The following is a 20,723-nucleotide window of genomic DNA, read 5'->3' on the forward strand; positions in this document are numbered from 1 at the left end:
TGGAGGTCATTTAAAGCGTCCGACGACGAGCACCGATGACGGGCTCACCGCGAGCCCTACCCTTTCGCTCTTGGGGCGCGCGTGAAAATCGGTCAGCACCGCCAAGACGATCGTGGTCGCCGCGAAGGCCCCGGTCACGCCCCACGCGATGCGCGCGCGGTTCTGCGCGGCCGCGCCGTCGTCGGCGTTTCGCGTAATGGGATTGGCGACGTAATCGTCGTAACGGTTTTTAGTGATGACCGTCAGCACAGTGGAGGTGATGGCCGCGGCGCCCGTCGCCCCCAGCGCCGACCAGAAATAGGCGGGCGGGAGCTTGTGCGAGCGCGGCGGCGGCTCCGCCAAAGCCGGTTTCGGCGGCGGCGGGGCCGGCAGGGGGGTGGGCGCTACTTCTTTGAGGGGCGTGTCCCGAACGTGCTCGCTTTCCTGCACCAGAGGCGTCGGCGGCACCAGCTCGGAGGCCGACACCTTCACATCGGTAGATGTACCCGCCACTGCCGAAAACTCTCTATCGATAGGACTGCCCTTTTCGGCTTGCACGTGCATGACGTGTTTTCCGGGCATCACCCATACCGTATGGCCACCAGCGACGTCTTTTTCACTGTTATCGACATTGGCCCAGCAAGGAATGTCTTCGGGACAGACGATCCGCACCTTGCCGATGGACCCCGTGAACCTCTTTCGAAGCCGGCGCGCGAGCTCCGACACCGCCCCGTCGCCGCCGCGCGACTCCGCGCGGTCGACGAGCTCCATGGCGATCTCCGGATCGGGGCCGCGCAGCGCAGCCGCCATGGCGAGCTGCAGGGCGCGCGGGTTCGGCGCACGCTCATCCGCGCGCGCGAAGTAAATGGCCGCTTTCCCGAAGTCCCTGCGATCGTAGGCGGCGGCGCCGATTTCGTAGTCGGCCCTCGCCCCCGACACATCGTCTGCGCGAGCCGGCGGTGCGAGAGCGACCAGACACCCCACGCCGAACCAGGCTATCCAGCGTAACCTGCGCAATCTGGTCGACCTGACGGGCGCGATCCCGACGAGCTTTGAACGAACTCTCACTCTCCACTAATTGACACAATGTGACACGTTTGTCGCGTGTCGTGAACGCTATTCAGTGACAACGAACCATCACGTTCGCATCGAAGCACCATATTGTGGGCTTCTTGACTACGAAGTCACTCAATAGCACTTTGCCCCACCGTTGCCATGTTTCGATTCATTTTCGCAAATCGATTTTAGCGCCCTCAAGTACTTACTAACCTCTGCGCCCGCATCAAATCGTACTTTTTCCATGATAGCCATCCGGCAGAGTTGCTCGTCGCCGACCGTCCCAGCGAGCGCGCGAGGCCTACCGATCGGGCACGAATCCCGCTGGATCGTGCAGGATCCGGCCCTCGGCGGTGCGATGGGCTTCCGTAAGAGCGGCCACATCGCACTTGGCGCGATGCCTTGGGACCTCCGCGCGCGCCTGCCGCGCGACGGAAAGCGATGTTTTGGAAATCGCTTTCCAGTTCACCCGCGGACTTCGAACTACAACCAGCGTTTGCGCCGCTTGTAGTGTTTGACGTCGCGGTAGCTCCGGCGGTGGCCGTGCTCGCCGAGGCCCAAGTAGAACTCTTTCACGTCGGGGTTGACCGCCAGCTCGGCGGCCGTTCCCTCCAGCACGATGCGGCCGGCCTCCATCACATAACCGCGGTGGGCCAGGCCGAGCGCGCGCCGGGCGTTCTGCTCGACCAAAAGGGCGGTGAGCCCCAGCTCGAGGTTGAGCCGCCGGATGATCGCGAACACCTCGTCGACCAAGAGCGGGGCCAATCCGAGCGAGGGCTCGTCGAGGAGAAGCAGGCGCGGGCGCGCCATGAGCGCGCGCCCGATCGCCAGCATTTGCTGTTCACCGCCCGATAGATAACCGGCAGTCCGGGTGCGCAGCTGCGCGAGGCGAGGCAGGAAGGCATAGACGCGGTCGAAATCGGCCGCCCCAACGCGACCGGCGCGGCCAGCGGTGGAGCCGCTCCGCGAGTACGCGCCGGCGACGAGGTTGTCGTGCACGGTCAGGTGCTCGAAGACGCGCCGCCCCTCCATCACCAGCGAGATGCCTCGTCGCACGCGTGCAGCCGCGTCGAGCCGGGTGACGTCCCCCGCCCCGAAGCTCACGGTGCCGTCGGTGATGGCGCCGTGCTCGGTGGGCAAAAGCCCGGTGATGGCCTTGAGCACCGTGGACTTGCCGGCGCCGTTGGCCCCGAGCAGCGCGACGACCTCGCCCTCGGTCACCGAGAGCGAGAGCCCGCGCAGGACCAGAAACACGTCGTCGTAGACGACCTCCAGGTTCTCGACCGCGAGGAGGCACCCGTGCGGGTTCGCACGGGTGAGCGCTTTCGTTTGCGACTCGGGCGGGAACGTCATGGCTATTTCTTGGGGGTCACCGCCGCCGCGACCTCCACCATCTTTCCGCCCTCCACTTTGTAAACGCCGGATGCGGTGGCGCCGCGATGGCTCTCGGCCGAGAACTTCACGGGGCCGATCACCCCGCCGGTGTCGACGGCCTCCATCGTCTCCAATGCCGCGCGAAGGTTGGTGCCCGTGAGCTCTTTGCCGTCGCCGAGGGTCTTTTCGAGACCCTTGGCCATGATGTGCATGGTGTACCAACCTTGAACGAAGTGTAGGCCCTTGGCCTCCAGATCGATGTTCTTGGCCTTGCAGTATGCACGTACTGTGTCGTGACCCGGCTTCGGCACGCTCGGGGGGGTGAAGGGCTGAACCATCCAATGCCCCTCGGCTGCCTGGCCCGCGAGCTTGATGAACAGCTCGTCCGAGCACCAATTCAAGCACACCATTTTCATATTCAGCTTTTGCGCCGCCAGATCGCGCGCCACCGTCGCGGCGGGGCTGGAGACGTTCTGGGTAACGATGAAGGTGGCCCCTTGATCCTTGGCTTGTTGGAGCAAGCCCACGAAGTCCGTGGAGCCGGTCTTCATGGCATATGTCTTGTAGCCGAGCTTGTAGCCTCTCTCTTTGACCCACTTTTCGCCGTCCTCGATGGGGGCGTTGCCGAAGGGTGAGTCATGGTGGAAGACGGCCACCTTGGCGTTGGGCGATTCGGCGGCGATGCGGTCGAGGGCCACGCGGATCTGATCGGAGTAGGTGGGCGCGACCACGAAGTTGTAGGGGGACTGCGCGGGATCGGTGAGCACCTCGGCGTAGGAGGCGGACATGAAGGGCAGCTGATCGCCTTTGACCTTGCCGCGCAGCGCCTCGGAGTCGCCGGTCCCCCACCCTTCGATGGCGATGACCCCGGCCTGCACGTACTTCTTGTACTTCTCCTCGGCCGCGGGGACTTTGTACGCGTAGTCCTCGCTCATCGCGTTGATCTTCCGGCCCTTCACACCGCCGGAGCTGTTGAGGTTATCGATGTAGGCGAGCATGCCTTCGTTGTACGGGCGGCTCACGTCGGCGGTGGCGCCGGTCAAGTCGGCGAGCACGCCGAGCGAAATGTCTTTGGCTGTCTCTTTCTTGGCCTCGGCCGCCCCGGCGCCTTTGTCGTTCTTTCCGTCGGTGCCGCCCGATTCACCTTTGCACGCCGGGAGCAACAGCATGACCGCCCCCGCGATCGTCAAGAGTCGCTTCATCATTTGCTTTCTCCTTAGTAACGGAATGGCCAACACGCGAAGTACTCTCTGGCGCGACGCCACGAGCGATCCAGGCCGCGCGGCTCGAACAAGAGGAACAAGATGATGACGAGCCCGAAGGCCGCCTGCTGCACCGCCGGCAGCTGCTCGGACAGAAACGGCGCCTTGTCGCGGACGGCGGTCGCCAGCTCGGCCAGGACCGGCGGCAAGAGCATCAGGAACGCGGCGCCGTAAACGGAGCCGGCCACGCTCCCCAAGCCCCCGACGATGATCATGGCCAGATACTGAACCGAGATATCGATGGTGAACCGCTCCCAGGTGACCGTCTCCGTGTAGTGCGCGGTCAGGGCGCCGGCCAATCCCACGTATCCGCTGGAGAGCGCAAACGCGGTGAGCTTGGCGCGCGTGACATGGACGCCCATGGTGGCGGCCGCGATTTCATGATCGCGCACCGCCATGAACGAGCGGCCGAGCGCGGTGCGGAAGACGTTGCGCGCGCCGAGGACGGCCAAGGTCGCGAGCGCGAGGATGATCGCGTACCAGGTGAGCTCGAAGTGGGCCCTGGGGATCTCGAGGCCAACGAGCCTCAGGCGCGGGACGTCGAGGAAGCCCTGCCCTCCCGTGAGCCAGCGCCACCGCCGAATCACGAACTCGATGATCTGCTGGCTCGCCAAGGTGGCGATGGCCAAATAGAGACCGCGGAGGCGCAGCGCGGGCAGGCCGACCACGACCCCCACCGATGCCGTGAGCATCACGGCCGCCGCGATCGAGAGGGGCACCGGCAGGCCCGCCCGGCTGGAGAGCAGCGCCGAGGTGAACGCGCCCACCGCCAAAAAGCCCCCTTGGCCCATGGAGATCTGGCCGGTGAAGCCGACCAGGATATTGAGGCCCACGGCGCCGATGGCCGCGATGCCGATGCTGTTGACGATGCTGAGCCAATAGTTGTCGAGGGTGAAGGGCAGCACCGCGAGCGCGACGACGAGGATCCCCAAGCGGATCTTCTCGGCGTGGGTGTGGCGCAGGCGCAGCTCCGACCCATACGACGTGTGGTAGATGCCGGTGGCGGTGGAGGGCATGATTTAGACGCGCGCGATCCGCGGCTGGCCGAAGAGGCCGTGGGGCTTCAAGAGGAGGATGAGCACCAGCAGCAAATAAGGAGCGACTTGGGAGGCGCCGGGCGAGAAGCCTTCGGCATATTGGCTCACCAGCCCGATGACGATGCCGCCGACGATGGTGCCGGGGATGGACTCGAGGCCGCCCAAGATCACCACCGGAAAGACGATCAACCCGAAGCCGGCCAGGTTCTGGCTCAACTCGGAGATGTCGGCGAGCAGGATGCCTCCGATGAGCGCGCTCACCGCCCCCAGCGCCCACGCGAGCGCGAAGATGCGGGTGACCGAAATGCCCTGCATCAGCGCCGCCTGCTGATCATCGGCGACCGCGCGCATGGCCACACCGTGCCGCGACCAGCGGAAGAAAGCGCTGAAGGCGCTCAGCACCAGCGCCGCCACCGCCACCGCCACCACGCGATCCAAGGGCACGTGGGCGCCGGCGAGGGAGATGGATCCGGCGGGCAGCACCTTGGGCATCGTGAGCGGGGTGGTCCCGTAAAAGAGCTGCACGGTGGCCTTGAGCACGGCCGAGAGGCCCACGGTCACCATGATGACGGCGATGGGATCCTCCCCGATGAGCGGGCGCAGCGAGAAGCGCTCGATGGCGACCCCCAGCCCCACGGCCACGGCCACGCCAAACAGGAGCGCGGCGATCAAGGGCAGCCCGAGCAGCACCCAGCCGGAGTAAAAGGCATAAGCGCCCGCGAGCAAGAACTCGCCCTGCGCAAAGTTGATGACCCGGGTGGCTTTGTAGACGAGCACGAAGCCGAGCGCCGCCAGGGCGAGGATGGCGCCGTTGGCCAAGCCGTACACCGTGAGCTGAATGAACTGCGTCATGCGGCGCTCCACACCGGCCGGCGGCGCCGCCCGGTCAGCTGCTCGGGCGCGAGCGGGGTGTGAATCGGCAGAACGATGCTGCGCTCCACCTCCGATCCATCTTGGTAGCGCACAGTGGTCTTGATGGCGACGGACTCATCGCCGCGGTCGAGGGCCGCCAGGATATCGCGATAACGAGACGCGATGACGCTGCGGCGCACCTTGCGGGTGCGCGTGATCTCGTCGTCGTCGGGGTCGAGCGGCTTGTGCAAGAGCACGAACCGGCGCACGGCGACCGCCGGCGGGAGGTCGAGGTTGGCGCGGGCGATCTCCTCGGCGAGGAGCTCTCCGATCTCCGATTTGGTCGCCAGATCGGAGTAGGTGGTGTAACCGATGCGGGCCTGCTCGGCCCACGCACCGGTGGTCCCTGGCTCGAGGCAGACGATGGCGGTGATGCCGCCCGCGCCATGAAAGGCCACGGCCTCCTCTACATAAGGAGAGACCTTGATCTTATTTTCGATGAAGGAGCTGGAGAAGGGGCTCCCATCGGGGATGCGCAAGACGTCCGAGCTCCGGTCGATAACGACCAAGTGATGGCCTTCGAAGTATCCGGAGTCGCCCGTGTGGAGCCAGCCGTCGGGGTCGACCACCTTGGCCGTCGCCTCCGGATCGTGCAAGTAGCCTCCAAAGACGCTGGCCGAGCGAAGGAGGATCTCGCCGTCCTCGGCCAGCCGCACCTCGGTCTCCGGGATGGGCGCGCCCACCGTGTGATCGCGCACGTCGTCGTCGCGGTGGCACACGGCGAGGCCGCAGATTTCGGTCTGCCCGTAGACTTGTTTGAGCTTGACGCCGATGGCATGAAAGAAGTGAAACACGTCGGGCGAAAGCGGGGCGCCGCCCGTGTAGCAGCGGCGGATGCGCAAAAGCCCGAGTTGATCGCGGACGTGCCGCAGGGCGATGAGATCGGCCATCGCGTGCGCCGCCCATAGGCCCGCGGCGGGCTTCTGGCCGCGCGCGCGGCACGCGGCCATGGTCTCCCCGACGCCGTACGCCCAGCCGAGGATCCGCCGTTTGAACCAACCGGCGTTGCCGATCCGCGATTGCACGCTGGAGAGCATTTGCTCCCAGATGGGCGGGGGGCTGAACATCACATCGGGGCCGACCTCGCGCAAGTCGGAGCGCTGGGTGTCCGAGTCCTCCGGGAAGAACACGGTGATGCCGTGGGCGAGGCCGCACGCGACCGCCAACATTTGCTCGCCGACCCACGCCAGCGGGAGGAACGAGACATAGCGCGCGCCGGGGCGAAAGGGATCGATGTGGTGCAGGTGCGCGGCCATGGTCAGCAAGTTGGCGTGCGACAAGATGGCCAGCTTGGGCGAGTCGGTGGTGCCGGAGGTGGCGCATACGACGGCCGGATCGCTGGGGCGGCCGCCGGCGATCCGTTCGTCGAGCCATCCGGGGCGGGCCTTGGCCTGCGCGCGACCGTGCATCTCGACCTCGGTGAACGCACGGAGCCGCGGGTCTTGGTAGTCCTGAAGGCCGCGCGGATCGGAGTAGACGATGCGCTCGAGGGCGGGCAGACGGTCTTCGAGGCGAAGGAGCTTGTCCACCTGCTCCTGATCCTCGGCCACCACCACGCGGACGCGGGCGCGCGCGAGGATGTGCACGAGCTCCTCGCCGATGCTGGTGGGGTAAACGCCGACCACCGCCGCGCCGAGGCTCTGGGCGGCGAGCTCGGAGACGAGCCACTCGGGCCGGTTGTCGCCGAGGATGCCGACCACGTCGTCGCGCTCGACGCCCAAGGTGGAGAGGCCATGGGCGAAGTCGCGAACGCGCGCCGCGTATTCGCCCCAGGTGAGCTCCTGCCAGATGCCGTAGTGCTTCTCGAGCAGCGCGACCTCGCGCGGTTTGGACGCGGCGAGCGCGAACAAGAGGCGGGGAAATGTTTCGCTCACGAAGCCTCCTTGCCCAAATAGGCGTCGATGACCCGCGGATCGCGGCGGACTTGCTCGGGGGTGCCATCGGCGATGAGGCGCCCGAAGTCGAGCACCGTGATGCGGTGGGAGATATCCATCACGAGATCCATGTCGTGCTCGATCAAGACCACGGTCACGCCGGCCAGCTCGTTGACGTCGAGGATGTAGCGCGCCATGTCCTCTTTTTCCTCGGCGTTCATGCCGGCCATCGGCTCGTCGAGCAGGAGCAGCGACGGCTGCAGGCAGAGCGCCCGCCCGAGCTCCACCCGCTTGGCGTAGCCATAGGCCAAGGTGCTGACGGGTTTATGACGCACGGCCTGCAGCGCCAAGAGGTCGATGACCTCCTCGACCAGCTCGCGGTGGGCGATCTCCTGGCGGCGGGCGGCCCCAAACCAGAGCAGCGACGGGAGAAGCGAAAGGCTCATTCGCGTATGCCGCCCGAGCATGAGGTTTTCCAGCACCGTGAGATGTCGGAACAACTCGATGTTCTGAAACGATCGCGCCACGCCCAGGCGCGCAATGGCATGGGGTTCGAGGCCGAGCAGGGCGTCCGTCCCGCCCGTCCCTTGGCCGCGGTGAAGCACGATGCGGCCGCGCGCGGGCCGATACAGGCCCGAGATGCAATTGAGGAGGCTCGACTTTCCGGCGCCGTTCGGGCCGATCACCGCGTGAATGCTGCCTTGCGTGACCGTCAGCCCCACGCCGTCGAGCGCTTGAACGCCGCCGAAACGCAGTCCAATGTCTGCGATCTCGAGCAACGGCTGCCCGGGCGCAACGGTGCTACCATTGAGAGGAAACCGGTACTCCCGCATGAGGGTCGTGGGCCGCGCTCCAAAGGATTGACGACGAGTTGAAACCGGTGTTTGGGAGGCAGTATGTGCGGCGCCCGATGGCGCTGTCAACGACCCGTAAGGGCTCCTTTTTACGGCTCAACCGGCGAGGGCGGATGCTCCTCGCGCACCTACGCCTCGCTTCCAAATCGGTATTCGAGGCGACACCCGATTTCGTAAATTCCGTCCTTGTTGCGGATTGGGAGCGGCGGCCATTTATGACCATGGAGGTTACTTCTCGATGATGCGCGGAGGGCGCACGGCCGGGTGGCGCGGGGTGCTTCGACCGTGACACCCGGTGTCGAGGTGGTCACTCGGGTTACCGCCCCTGAGCTGAATCATTTCACGTACATTGGCGCTCAGCACATCGGTGGATGTGGGCTGGACTGTCTTCGCCTGGCCGGGGTGCGCGTCCCCCTCGCCACGTGGGGGTGACATCGCCAAAGCTATGGTCAGATACGTGGCGGGTATGCGATAGACAATTACGCCTGTTCCATTTTTCTGATCTATCCTGCAGACGATCGGAGGCCATTCGATGGCAAATCGCTTGACAGGCTTCGGGATGCTACGCACCGGGGGCCTTGCGTTGGTTGCACTTATGGGAGTCGTCAGTGCTTGCTCGCTCGTGGTCGACAGCAGCAAGGACCAATGCGACTCGGACGCGCAGTGCGTGGCGAAGGGGCAAGGGTTTGCCTCGACCGTCTGCACGAATCACATGTGCCTGCCGAAGAAGGCGCCCGTCGGCAAGTGTGAGGGCAGCCTCAAAGTCAAGGGGATCATGACCCTGACGGGACCGACCTCGGAGGTCGGAGTTCCGTATGCCCTGGGGATCAAGGACTATTTCAACGAGATCAACGCGAATGGGGGCATCAAGGGCGCCGCGCAGGGAAATGCGGACGGCTGCAAGATCGAGTACGAGGAGAAGAACGACGAGTACGTTCCCGCCAACGCCGTGGGCTTCTGGGAAGCTTGGGCGAAGGATTCGAGTTGGAAAGACGTCGTACAGGTCATGACCTGGGGCAGCGATACGACCATCCAGCTCGCCCCCAAGGCGACCGAGCATAGGAAGCCAACGATTAGCGCGTCCTACAGCGGCATACTCGCTTCCCCCTTGCCCGCCAACGCAAAGGCCAACGTTCCGGAGGTCGGGTCCAACTTCAACGAGAGCTCGCTGTCGCAGGAGTTCAAGAGTGAAGGCTACCCCTACAGCTTCTTTGCCGGCACCGACTATTCGACCAGCATTCGGACGGCCATGTTTCACGCGAAGAGCCTGGGCGCGAAGCGCGTCGGTTTCTTCTACTGCTTCAATGCAGCCTACTGCAGGGGACCGATACCGGCCGGGCGCTCGTACGCCAGAGATCCCGCGATCAACATCAACATCGGTCGAGACCTCGAGACGCCGCTGACCAGCGACGAAGCCACGTACGATTCGATCGTCTACGATTATTTCAAAAAGGAGCTCGACTACAAGAAGACGCATCCGGATTACGATCCCGTCGATTGGATCTGGGTCGGAAATACGCAACGCACTGCGGCTTTCATCGCAAAATCCGCGGAGAAGGCGTATCAAGCACTCAGGACCTACAATCCGCCCATGGCGGCCCAGGTCCAAATCATGATCAACGTGTACGGATTCGACGAAGGCCTGTATCCGCAATGCAGGGGAGCTTGCGTCGGCAACGTCCACGGGGTGCTACCGTTCCTCGCGTACGGGGATCGATCGCGCGGATCGAGTGAAATGCAGAAGGTCGTCGACCTCCACAATAAATGGCGCGCAGCCGAGGGTGACGGCGACGCCGGCGCGGGCATCAACACGAAGTCGGCCAAGTACGTTCAAGGTTACATAAGCGCCATGATGTTTCGGTTGGCGGTCGAACGCCTCGTCGGGGAAGGGAAAGTCGTAACGGCCGAAGCGCTGAAGAATGCCTACGAGTCGTTCTCCCCCTCGGGCATGAATACGTCAGGCCTCAGCGCCGCCTTGACATTCAGTCCGCAGGATCATCGCCCGCAATCTTCGGTCGCCATCTACAAGATCGACAGTGACGGCAACCTCGTATTCGAGGCCGACCGCAACATCGCCCGCCAAGACGAATGGCGCGGCTGGTAATCCCGTAACACGCCCTCTCGGCGAGAGAGCACCGCCCGCGCGAACCGCGCCCGGTGCTCTCCGCCATTTGGGCGGCTTACACCTTCGGAATCCTCGTCTTCCCCAAGCTCGCGGGGCTGGCCGCAATCATCCCCGATACGGAGTGCGCCCCCTCCCCGCGCGGAATCACCTCGTCGAGCCGCGGCTGGTAATTCCGTAACGCGCCCTCGGCGAGAGAGCACCGCCCGCGCGAACCGCGCCCGGTGCTCTCCGCCATTTGGGCGGCTTACACCTTCGGAATCCTCATCTTCCCCAAGCTCGCGGGGCTGGCCGCGATCATCCCCGACACGGAGTGCGCCCCCTCCCCGCGCGGAATCACCTCGTCGAGCCAGAACTCCGAGACGGCGCGCTCGTTCTTCTCGCGGCGCGACGCCTCCAGCTTGCGCAGCTCCACCCGCCGGATTTTGCCGGAAATGGTCTTGGGCAAGCTCGCGAATTCGAGGCGCCGCACGCGGTTGTAGGCGGCGAGCCGGTCGTTGCAGAACTCGAAGATGCTGCGCGCGGTCTCGGCGGTCTCCGGCACGCCGGGGACGAGCACCACGAACGCCTTCGGCACGGAGAGACGCAGCGGATCGGGGCTGGGGACGACGGCGGCTTCGGCCACGAGATGGTGCTCGAGCAAAACGCTCTCCAGCTCGAAGGGGCTAATGCGGTAATCGCTGCTCTTGAACACGTCGTCGCCGCGGCCTACGAAATGGATGTAGCCGTCGTCGTCGATGCGGGCTTCGTCGCCCGTGCGGTAATAGCCGCCGGCCATCGCCGCGCGATCGCGCTGTTCGTCGTCGAGGTAGCCGACCATCAACCCCGTGGGGCGCGGCGAGAGCTTCAACGCCACCTCGCCCTCGTCGACCTCGCGCCCTTCGGAGTCGAGCAGCACCACCTCGTAGCCGGGGAGCGGCCTCCCCATCGAGCCCAGTTTGACATAGAGGCCCGGCGAATTGCCCACTTGCGCCGTGGTCTCCGTCTGCCCGTAGCCATCGCGGACGGTGATGCCCCACGCCGCGCGCACCGTCTCGATGATCTCCGGGTTGAGCGGCTCGCCGGCGCTGGCCAGCTCGCGCAGCTCCGAGGGCTTTTTTCCGAGCGACTCCAGGACGAGCATGCGCCACACCGTGGGCGGCGCGCACATGGTGCTGACCCCGTGCTCGTGCAAGATCTCCAAGGTGCGCTTGGCGGAGAAGCGCGAGGCGTCGTGCATCAGAATGGTGGCCCCCGCGTTCCACGGCGCGAAAAAGCTGGACCATGCGTGCTTGGCCCAACCCGGTGAGCTGATGTTCTCGTGCACGTCGCTCTCGCGCAGGCCGAGCCAGTACATCGTGGTCAAATGACCGACAGGGTACGAACCGTGCGTGTGCAAAACGAGCTTCGGCTTTGCGGTGGTGCCCGAGGTGAAATAAAGAAGCAACGGATCGGTTGCGCGCGTCGGAACACGTGCCAAGGACGCCGGCGCATTCAACGCATCCTCGTACAGAGTAAAGGAGGGCGCGCCGCCCACCGCCAGCTTGACCCCCAGGCGCTCGGGGTTGCGGAGCTTTCGTGCCCCATCCGGATCGGTCACCATATGACGCACGTTGCCGCGCGCGATGCGATCGTCGACGTCGTCCGGGGTGAGCTGCGGGGTGGCCGGGATGATCACCGCGCCAATTTTCATGGCGGCGAGCACGGTTTCCCAGAGGGGCATCACATTGGTGAGCATCACCAGGATGCGATCGCCGCGCGCGACGCCATGGTCGGTAAGCCAGCGCGCAAGCCGCGTCGAACGGTCCGCGAGCTCGCGGTAGGTCGCGCTTCGAACTTCGCCCGAGTCGCGGACGATGTGAATCGCCGGCTTGTCGTTTCGCTGGGCCAGGACCTCGAACCAGTCCCACGCCCAATTGAACTCGCCCAGCTCGGGCCAGCGGAACTCGGCCCTTGCGCGGTCGAGGTCCTCACGATGTTTAATCAGGATATCACGCGCGCGCTCGAAGGCCTGCGTCGGTGTCATGCCCGAAAGCATGCAGCCCTTGCGTTTCGATGTCGAGTATTAACGCGACCGCCACGGCAGAGCAGAGTTGCGTCGAAAATCTCACTTCCAAGGGTCCGATGAATCGAACGCGGGCCTTTTTCGCTTGGCCCATGGATCGTCCGAATTGACATCACGCGACGTAGCCGGCGACGGACTGCTCGCCGATGGAAGGCCCCCCGCCGCCGATCCCGATTGGGGCGATCGGACGTTTTTGTCCTTTTTGGGGGGCGCCCACACGGGCGTTTGGCGATCCAAGGTGATGTCGACGGTGGCCGTCGGCGTCGAGAACTCGACGTGGGTGGCGCGCGCAACGAAACCCAGCGCCTCCACGCGCACGCGATGGCTGGCCCCGTCGCGCAAGAACTTACCCGTGAACGGATTTCGCCCTAACGGGATATCGTCCATGAAAATCTTCGCTTGGGACGGCGTTGCGCGAACGGTCAGCTCCGTCAACGTAGCCGCGGGGGCCGCCGCCGCCATGGAAGCGATGGAAGAGGAGGGAGATGACGCCGCCGAGGAAGCCGGCTCACCGCCCGCTCCATTCGCGGCGCCCGCCGCAGGGGCCAATGAACCTGAGCCGCCGGCCGATGGGGGTTGCCTCCAAGGACCCCAGGCCACCAAAAGAATGGTGGCCGCGAGCACCACGATGCTGGCCGCGAGATAAGCGTGCGCGCGATACGTCGGAGGGGATGGCGCCTGGGCGGAGATGACCGATCCGGCGGTGGACGAGGGGACGATCGACGCGGAGGAGACTTCGGCGTTCGCCGCAGACGCCGAGAGCGCGGCGAGCAGGGGCACGTCGGTCAAGGGATCGTGACCCGGCTCGTGCGCGGCCTCGCGCAGGCGCGCCTCGATGGCCGCGCGGATCGTGCGGCGCTCCTCGGCAAAGAGCTCGCTCACCAGCGCGCCCACCTCCCGGGCCGTGGGCGGCGCGCCCTCGCGGGCCAGGTACGCTTCGATGGCGATGCGCAGCTCCTCGGCGGTTTGGTGGCGGTTGGCCGGCTCGGTGGCGAGGGCCTTCATCACCAGATCGTCGAGCTCGCGGGGCACGGTGGGGTCCACGTCGCGCGGTCGCGGGATGCGCGACTCGATCACCCGGCGATAGACCTCGATCTCGTTGAAGTCCCTGCCCCACAGGCGGCGTTTGGTCACCGCGTGCCAGAGCATGACCCCGGCCGAGAAGACGTCGGCGCGCCGGTCGACGTGTTGTCCTAGAAATTGCTCGGGCGCCATGTAGGTGAATTTGCCCTTGAGCACCCCGGTGCGTGTCTCCGAGCGCGAGCCCACGACCTTGGCGATGCCGAAGTCGACGACCTTCACCTCCCCTTCGTAGCCGACGAGGACATTGCTCGGCGAGACGTCGCGGTGAACGATCTCGAGGGGGGCGCCGTCGAAGTCCTTGAGATCGTGCGCCGCGTGCAGGCCCGCCAGCATGTCGGCGATGACCTTCAGGTGGAGCCGGAGGGGGATATCGCCTTTGCACGCGTGGAAAATGTGGTCGAGCGTCTGGCCCTCGACGTACTCCATGGACATGAAGTAGCCGTCGCCCTCGCGCCCGATCTCGTGGATCTGCACCACGTTCGGGTGGTTGATGCGGGCCGAGATGCGCGCTTCCTTGAGGAACATCGCCACCTGATCGAGCTCGCCCGTGAGCTCCGGCCGCAATTGCTTGATGACTTGCAATTTGCTGAAGCCCGCCGGACCCCAGACCACCGCCAAATAGACCACGGCCATCCCGCCGCGCCCCAACTCGGCGATCCGTCGATACCGCCCGTCGATGGGCTCCTCGCTCGCCCCCACCTTCATCACGACAATGGAACGCTAACGACTTGCGTCGAAAGGTACAAGTCGCACGCGCATCGAGCCCCCTGCACGGCCCGGCAGCCGGCTGTTTGCGCCACATCGTAATCGTGGCATTAATGCAAATACGGAAGAGGCGTTAATCCCGTGCGGCGAGACGCGGGCCAGGGTGGAGAGTCTGGGCGCGCGGCGGGCGTCCGCCCACCCTCGCGGGGGGCGAAAGGACGACACCACGGAAGAGTCGCATACCTTCGAAAAATCACGTAAGATGGGCGATAAAGCTGGCTTCTGAGGGCCGGTTGCTTATGGTGGAAGCGGGGGTGGCGTGTATCATTGAGGGGACAACATTGAACGATATAGCGACTGCGCTCCCCGCAAGTCCGAAGTACGAACCGCTCTTCGAGCTGGGTCGTGGCGGGATGGCGACCATCTACCTCGCCATCAGCCGCGGACTGGGGGGCTTCAACAAATTGGTCGTGCTCAAGCAGCTCCGGCCGGACATCGCCGGGGATCCGCAATTTCTCTCCATGCTCCTCGAGGAGGCGCGGATCGCGGCGCGGATCCAGCATCCGAACGTCGTTCAGACGAACGAGATCGGCTTCGACGGGAACGCGCACTACATCGCGATGGAGTACCTCGAGGGGCAATCCCTCTCCGCCATCACCCGGCGCCTCGCGGACCAGGGCCAGCGCCTTCCACTACCTATGTATCTGCATATCCTGAGTCAGGCGCTATGCGGACTACATTATGCCCACGAGCTCACCGACTACGGCGGCGCGCCCCTCTCCATCGTGCACCGCGATATGACGCCCCACAACGTGTTCGTCACCTATGACGGCACGGTGAAGGTGCTCGATTTCGGCATCGCCAAGGCGGCGGATTCGCGAAACGAGACGCGGAGCGGCACATTCAAAGGCAAGCTGCGGTATGTCGCCCCCGAGCAAGCGCTGGGCATCCCCATCGATCGACGGGCCGATATCTTTGCCATCGGCGCCATGATGTGGCACGCCATCGCGAACGCGCCCATGTGGCGGGGCGTGAGCGAGACCGATGTGCTCATGCAGTTGGCCCGGGGTGACATTCCCGATGTCGCCGAGGTCGCTCCCAGCACCCCGCCGGAGCTTCTGGATATCTGCCGCCGCGCCCTTGCGGCCAAGCCCGCCGCGCGCTTTGCATCGGCGGCTGCCATGATGGACGCGCTGGAATCCTTCCCGGGGCGGGCGCCGGTGTCTCCGCGCGAGCTCGGGCAATTCGTGGGCCAGCTCTTCGACGATCGCCGCACCTTGGTGCGCAACGCCATCGATCAACGGATGCGGGAGAGCCGCTCGGGCACCGATATCCCGGTGTTGTCGACGAGCAGCGTCAAATCCATTACGGCCGCGCAGCCGCCGGCATCGGTTCCCAGCTTGTCGGGGGCACGTTCCGTGTCGTTTACGGCAACGCCGTCGGCCGCGCAGATCGCGCCCACCGGCGCGACGTCCGCGTCGAACGAAGCGCCTGCCTCGAGCTTTTCGCGCTACGCCATTGGTGCCGCCGTGGGGCTCTTGGTCGCCTCGTTGGGGTTCGGCATGTACGCGGTCGTGGGGCAAAAGAACGTGACGAAAGAGAATCCGCCCATGGCGGCGGCCGCGGGCGGAGCGGCCGCGAACGCGGCTGCAGGTCCTGCCCATGCCGGTGCGGGCGCCGCGCCCATGGCCGCGAGCACCGCCGAAGCGCCCAAGTCGCGCGTGCGGATCACCGTCGTGCCGGCGAGCGCCAACATTCGGCTCGACGGGGTTCCCTTTTCGGGCAATGGCCAGCTCCCGCGCGACGGGGCCTCGCACCGCCTCGAGATCGATGCGCCGGGGTTCAAACCGGAGTCCGACTATGTGGTCTTCGATCGCGACGATTTCTCGCTGACCTATACATTGGCCAAAAACGACCCGCCCGCGCCGCGTTACACGTCCTCGAAGAGCAAAGACGTGCCGCGCGCGAGCGACTCGGCGAACGCGGCTGCCTCCGCGCAAGGCGCGCCGTCCTCCTCTGCTTCCTCTGCTGGGCAAGTCGCCGCGGGGGCGAGCTCGTCGTCGCTTTTGCCCCCGGCGCACTCCAAGCACAAGCCCAAGACGTCGTTGGATTCCACGGATCCCTGGAAGTAGTCCCCTGGAAGTAGTCCCTGGAATGGAAGCGAAGCGAGCGCGTTAGGTTCGGCCCGTGGACCATTGGGCGGCGCGCTCCAAGGTCGCGCGGGCCGACGGTGACATTTCGAGGTAGCGGCGGCGCCCCTCCTCGTCCTTGCAGCGGGCGGCGCGGGCGAGCACGCGCGCGCGGGCGGTCTCGATGGCGGCTCGTGCGCGTGCGTGGTCGCCGGCAGCGTGGAGCGCGTCGGCGTGGACGAGGCGGATGCCCGCCTCGGTGGGGCCGATGGAGCGCGGCGGCTTCACCAACGCCATCGCGGCGCGGCTCGCTCGAAGGGCGGCGGCGATGCGACCCTGCGCCAGGCGGGCCCGCACCAGGGCGGTGAAGCCCAACGCCGCATACCGCGGCACCGTGATCGCGAGCTGCACGGCGCGCAGCGCCTCTCGTTCGGCCTCCCGCGGGCAGCCTTCGAGCAGCAGGACGCTCGCACGTGCGGCGCGCGCGGGGCCCTCGCCGGTGACGAATCGATGCTCGGCGGCGCGCTCCAGCGCCAGGTCGATGAGCTCGCGCGCCTCGCGGATTCGCCCCATTTCGGCCACGTTGTACGCCCAGACGCCGAGGCCGATGGTCGGACCGAACCCCATATGCGATGAGAGGGTGAGCACCCGCCGGTTCTCGGTGGCTTGCCCCTCGAAGTCGGCGATGTCGCCCAGGTAGAGCGCGATCTCGCCTTGCACGTGCACCGAGCGCTGGGTGTCCCCCGCTCGATCGAACAAGGGGACGGCCTCGCGCCCCAGGCGGAGCGCCTCCCAGGGATCGTCGGCGAGGACCAGGGCGCGGATGCTCTCGGTCCGCAAGACCACGGCGCGCATGAAGGCGTCGTCCTCGGCGAGCGACTCGGCGTACCGCTGAAAGTGCGGATAGAGGGGTTCGGCGAACACCCGCATGCCCGTGCTGTAGATCGCGGGCAGCATGGCTGCGAGCGCGGGGCCATCGTCGAGAAGGGCGCTCGGCAGCGGATGGGTGTCGAAGAACCGCCGCACGCTGCGCCGTACGCGGATGGGAGGTCCGATCCAGACCGACGCGTGGAGGGCGTGCGTCGCCGCCTTGCACCAGAGCGCAGAGCCGGGCTCCGCCTCGGCCATCAGGACCGCGGAGAGCTCGCCGAGGGAGGAGAAGTCGCCGCGCCATTGGTGAATTTGGGCCTGCACGCGCCGCAGCTCGCTCACGGTGACGGCGCTCGCCCCCGGGCTGGCGATCCCGCGCGCGGCCAAGTGCGCAGCGGCCTCCGGATCGCTGCAGCGCAGCGCGCGACGGGCGGCGGCGAGGTAGTGCGCGGCCGCGCGGCCATCGCCGGCGCGCTCGTAGTGCTCGGCGATGGCCCCGGCCTCGGCGTGTCCGTGCGACTCGAGCCACTCGGCGGCCAGGCGATGACCGAGGACGCGGTCCTGCTCCGTGAGCATCGAGTAGGCGGCGTCGCGCAGGTAAGCATGGCGAAAGCGGTATTGGATCGACTCGGCGGGGCCGAGCCGGTGACCGAGGAGCACCTCGCGGTTCACCAGATCCGTGAGGCGGTTGGTGGCGTGCGCGCGCGCGGCGCTGTCCTCGAGCAGGGCATCGATGGCGTCGGAGGTGAAGGTCTCGCCGAACACGCTGCCCGCGCGGAGGATTTGCCTGGCCTCCGGCTCGAGCACCTCGATGCGCGCGATGGCCATGGCCAGCACCGTCTCGGGCAGCGCATCGCCGCGACCGTCGGCCACGCTGCGCAGGAGCTCCTCGAGGTAAAAGGGGTTGCCGTCGGCCTGCCCCACGATGCGCGCGAGCGTCGCCTCGGAGGGTCCGGGGCCGAGCACATGGCGCGCGAGCTCGGCGGCGGCGCGCGGGCGGAGGTTGGGCAGGCGGAGCTCTTCGAGGCGGCGATTCGCCCACAACGAGGGAAACGCATGGCGGATCTCCGGGCGGGCGAGGCCCAGCACCAAGAGCGGATGGTCGGCCAGCTCGCCGAGGGCTGCGTCGAGGAAGCGCAGCGAGGCTCCATCGGCCCAGTGCAGATCGTCGAGGACGACCACCAGCGGCCGGCGCGCGCACACGGCGGCGAGCACCGCGAGAAAGCCATGACGAACCTGCTCGGCGCGCCACGCGGGATCGATTTGCGTGGAGGTCACGGCCTTTCCATCGTCGGGCGTATCGCCGAGGAGCTCGGAGACCAGGGCGCGAACGTCGGCGCGCTGCGCGTCGGGGACGTGGCGGGTGATGCGCGATTCGAGCTTGGCCATCGCCGAGGCGGAGGGTTTGCGTTCGCCGATCCCGGCGGCGTTCCGCATGGCCTGCATGATCATTTGCAAGGGGACGACGCCGGTGACGGGATCGCCGCTCGCGAACCATACGTCCACGTCGGGGTGCCGCTCGCGCACACCGACCAAGAACTCGTGGATCAATCGCGATTTGCCGGTGCCCGCGGGGCCGGTGACGAGCGCCGCGCCGGAGCGTCGATCCTCGAGGCACTCGTCGAGGAGCGCGTGCAAGTTGCCGAGCTCCCGGTCGCGCCCCACGAAGGGCGATCGGCGGCCGAGGAGGGTTCGTGCGGTGGTCGGGCCCTCGAGCTCGCGAAGAAGGCGGCCTTCGGCGACCTCGAAGCGCAGCTCGAGCAGGCGCGCGCTGGTGTCGTCGAGCACGATCGTCTCCCCCGTCGCCCGCTGCACCATGTCGACCACGCGCTCCACCACGGAGCCCATGGGCAGCGCTTCGCGCAGCTCGGCGTGGCCCGTGCCGATCGCCAGCGGCACCCCGGGAAACACGGGTTGGAGCGCGAGCGCGCACCGCGCGGCCAAGGTGACCTGGTCGACGGCATTTCCCCGCGGCTCCGAGCGTCGGGCAACCGGCAAGGTTCGTTCGCTGGACGCGGGCCCACTCCGCAGCACGGCGATCATCGCGCCATGCGGCAACCACTCCACGTGCGCGCCAAACTGCGCGCCGATGGCGCGGACGCGCCCCCGCCGCCCGCGCTCGTCCGCCCCCAGCTCCGTGCGGGTCTCGGGCTCGCGATCCGTCGACGGGCTCGCCGCGAAGATGACCGAGATGAGCTGCTTCTCGTCGACGGTCAGCCCGGCCGCGCTCCTCGCGTCGCCGCCATCCCGCCGATCGCGAAAATCGCGCGCGTCGCCTCCACTGCGCCGATCCGGATCGCACAGGGCACCTGAATCGCGCACCTCGCACGAATCACGCAGGTCGCCCACGTCGCTCTCCGGCGCGCCGAGAAAGGCGCGTTCGAGCTCGAGCACGACGGCGGCCGCGCTCGCGGGGCGGCGCGCCGGATCCTTGGCGAGCATGCGATCGACCAAGGCGCCAAAGCGCGGCGGGAGCTCGGGCAAGAGGGAGCCGAGCGCGGGCAGCTCCTCGATGAGGAGCTTCAACATGAGCGCCTGAACGTTGCCGGCGGCAAATGCCGGACGGCCGACCATGGCTTCGAACAAGACGCAGCCGAGCGCGAACAGATCGCAACGCGCATCGAGGCCGGCGTCGTCGCGGATCTGCTCGGGCGCCATGTAGCCGGGTGTACCAACCACGCCACCGGCCTCCGTAATGGCGGTCCTCCCCAAGGTACGCGCCACACCAAAGTCGAGCAGCTTCACGCGCGCGGGGTCGCCGTCGACGAGAAAGAGGTTACTCGGTTTGAGATCGCGATGAACGATCCCCACGGCATGCGCGTGCGCCAGCGCGGCCGCAGCGCCCCGCGCGAGGGCAAAGACGCTCGCCTCGTCGAGCGGCCCCTTCTCGAGGCGCTGCCGCAAGTTCAGACCCTCGAGCCACTCCATGGCGATGTACACCTCGCCATCGGCAAGCTCGCCATGATCGATGTAGCTCACGATGCACGGGTGGCGCAGTCTGCCGAGCAACGAGGCCTCCCGCCCGAATCGCGCGCGGTGATCCGCCGTATCCTCGCGGAGCATCTTGATGGCCACCGGTTGGCCCGTCCGGCGGTCGATGGCACGATAGATGGCGCCCATCCCTCCTGAATCGGCGCGCCGTTCGATTTCGAATCGCTCGGCGACGATAAGGCTGGGCTGCATTCGATTAGAATACATCGTCGTTCTGCGCGCTCGCCATGACTCTCCCGGCAGGAGCGGAAGCACTCCGATGTAGGGGCGCGGGAGATGTCTCGCGAACCACAACGGATCTCTCGAATACACTGCGTATATAAACCAAGAGTCGAGCGTGTCCAATACGGGACATTCAAAATCGAGCTCGCGGTGAGCGCGACGAAAAAGTCGAAACGAAACGTGCACAATCGCCATCTCCGCGGACGAGC

12 protein-coding genes are annotated in these 20,723 nt (G+C 66.5%); 2 read left to right on the forward strand and 10 right to left on the reverse strand.

The window, feature by feature from the left end; genetic code table 11:
- Nucleotides 1-6: 6 nt before the first annotated feature.
- The 7 genes from LZC94_24945 to LZC94_24975 all read right to left on the reverse strand — a co-directional run bounded on the left by LZC94_24945 (nt 7) and on the right by LZC94_24975 (nt 8,273).
- A complete protein-coding gene (locus tag LZC94_24945) occupies nt 7-918 on the reverse strand; it encodes a hypothetical protein (GenBank protein ID WXB11118.1) in 912 nt (303 codons plus the stop codon).
- Between the two features lie 600 nt (nt 919-1,518).
- On the reverse strand, nt 1,519-2,388 hold the full coding sequence (locus LZC94_24950; protein WXB11119.1) for an ABC transporter ATP-binding protein: 870 nt from the start codon (nt 2,386-2,388) through the stop codon (nt 1,519-1,521).
- A gap of 2 nt (nt 2,389-2,390) precedes the next feature.
- Nucleotides 2,391-3,614 carry an ABC transporter substrate-binding protein gene (locus LZC94_24955; protein ID WXB11120.1) on the reverse strand — a complete coding sequence of 408 codons (1,224 nt, stop codon included), beginning with the start codon at nt 3,612-3,614 and terminating at the stop codon, nt 2,391-2,393.
- Nucleotides 3,615-3,625: 11 nt separating this feature from the next.
- On the reverse strand, nt 3,626-4,687 hold the full coding sequence (locus LZC94_24960) for a branched-chain amino acid ABC transporter permease (GenBank protein ID WXB11121.1): 1,062 nt from the start codon (nt 4,685-4,687) through the stop codon (nt 3,626-3,628).
- A 3-nt stretch (nt 4,688-4,690) separates the two neighbouring features.
- Nucleotides 4,691-5,560, reverse strand: coding sequence for a branched-chain amino acid ABC transporter permease (locus tag LZC94_24965; GenBank protein ID WXB11122.1), 870 nt, complete (start codon nt 5,558-5,560; stop codon nt 4,691-4,693).
- A complete protein-coding gene (locus LZC94_24970) occupies nt 5,557-7,494 on the reverse strand; it encodes an AMP-binding protein (GenBank protein ID WXB11123.1) in 1,938 nt (645 codons plus the stop codon). The genes LZC94_24965 and LZC94_24970 overlap by 4 nt, the downstream gene beginning before the upstream one ends.
- Nucleotides 7,491-8,273 (reverse strand): ABC transporter ATP-binding protein, encoded by a 783-nt coding sequence (locus LZC94_24975; GenBank protein WXB11124.1) that lies wholly within the window; start codon nt 8,271-8,273, stop codon nt 7,491-7,493. The genes LZC94_24970 and LZC94_24975 overlap by 4 nt, the downstream gene beginning before the upstream one ends.
- Nucleotides 8,274-8,943: 670 nt before the next feature.
- Between LZC94_24975 and LZC94_24980 the strand changes: the two genes are divergently transcribed.
- Nucleotides 8,944-10,452 carry an ABC transporter substrate-binding protein gene (locus LZC94_24980; protein WXB11125.1) on the forward strand — a complete coding sequence of 503 codons (1,509 nt, stop codon included), beginning with the start codon at nt 8,944-8,946 and terminating at the stop codon, nt 10,450-10,452.
- Nucleotides 10,453-10,717: 265 nt separating this feature from the next.
- On the opposite strand, the gene LZC94_24985 is transcribed toward LZC94_24980, so the two are convergent.
- Both LZC94_24985 and LZC94_24990 read right to left on the reverse strand, forming a co-directional pair.
- A complete protein-coding gene (locus LZC94_24985; GenBank protein ID WXB11126.1) occupies nt 10,718-12,475 on the reverse strand; it encodes an AMP-binding protein in 1,758 nt (585 codons plus the stop codon).
- An 81-nt stretch (nt 12,476-12,556) separates the two neighbouring features.
- Nucleotides 12,557-14,302 (reverse strand): serine/threonine protein kinase, encoded by a 1,746-nt coding sequence (locus LZC94_24990; protein ID WXB20239.1) that lies wholly within the window; start codon nt 14,300-14,302, stop codon nt 12,557-12,559.
- A gap of 413 nt (nt 14,303-14,715) precedes the next feature.
- Between LZC94_24990 and LZC94_24995 the strand changes: the two genes are divergently transcribed.
- Nucleotides 14,716-16,434: a serine/threonine protein kinase gene (locus LZC94_24995; protein WXB11127.1), complete on the forward strand. Its 1,719-nt coding sequence runs from the start codon at nt 14,716-14,718 to the stop codon at nt 16,432-16,434.
- Nucleotides 16,435-16,476: 42 nt separating this feature from the next.
- Here the strand turns inward: LZC94_24995 and LZC94_25000 are convergent, their stop codons facing one another.
- On the reverse strand, nt 16,477-20,484 hold the full coding sequence (locus LZC94_25000; GenBank protein WXB11128.1) for a protein kinase: 4,008 nt from the start codon (nt 20,482-20,484) through the stop codon (nt 16,477-16,479).
- Between the last annotated feature and the right edge of the window lie 239 nt (nt 20,485-20,723).

Source organism: Sorangiineae bacterium MSr11954 (assembly GCA_037157815.1).
Taxonomy (GTDB): domain Bacteria; phylum Myxococcota_A; class Polyangia; order Polyangiales; family Polyangiaceae; genus Pendulispora; species Pendulispora albinea.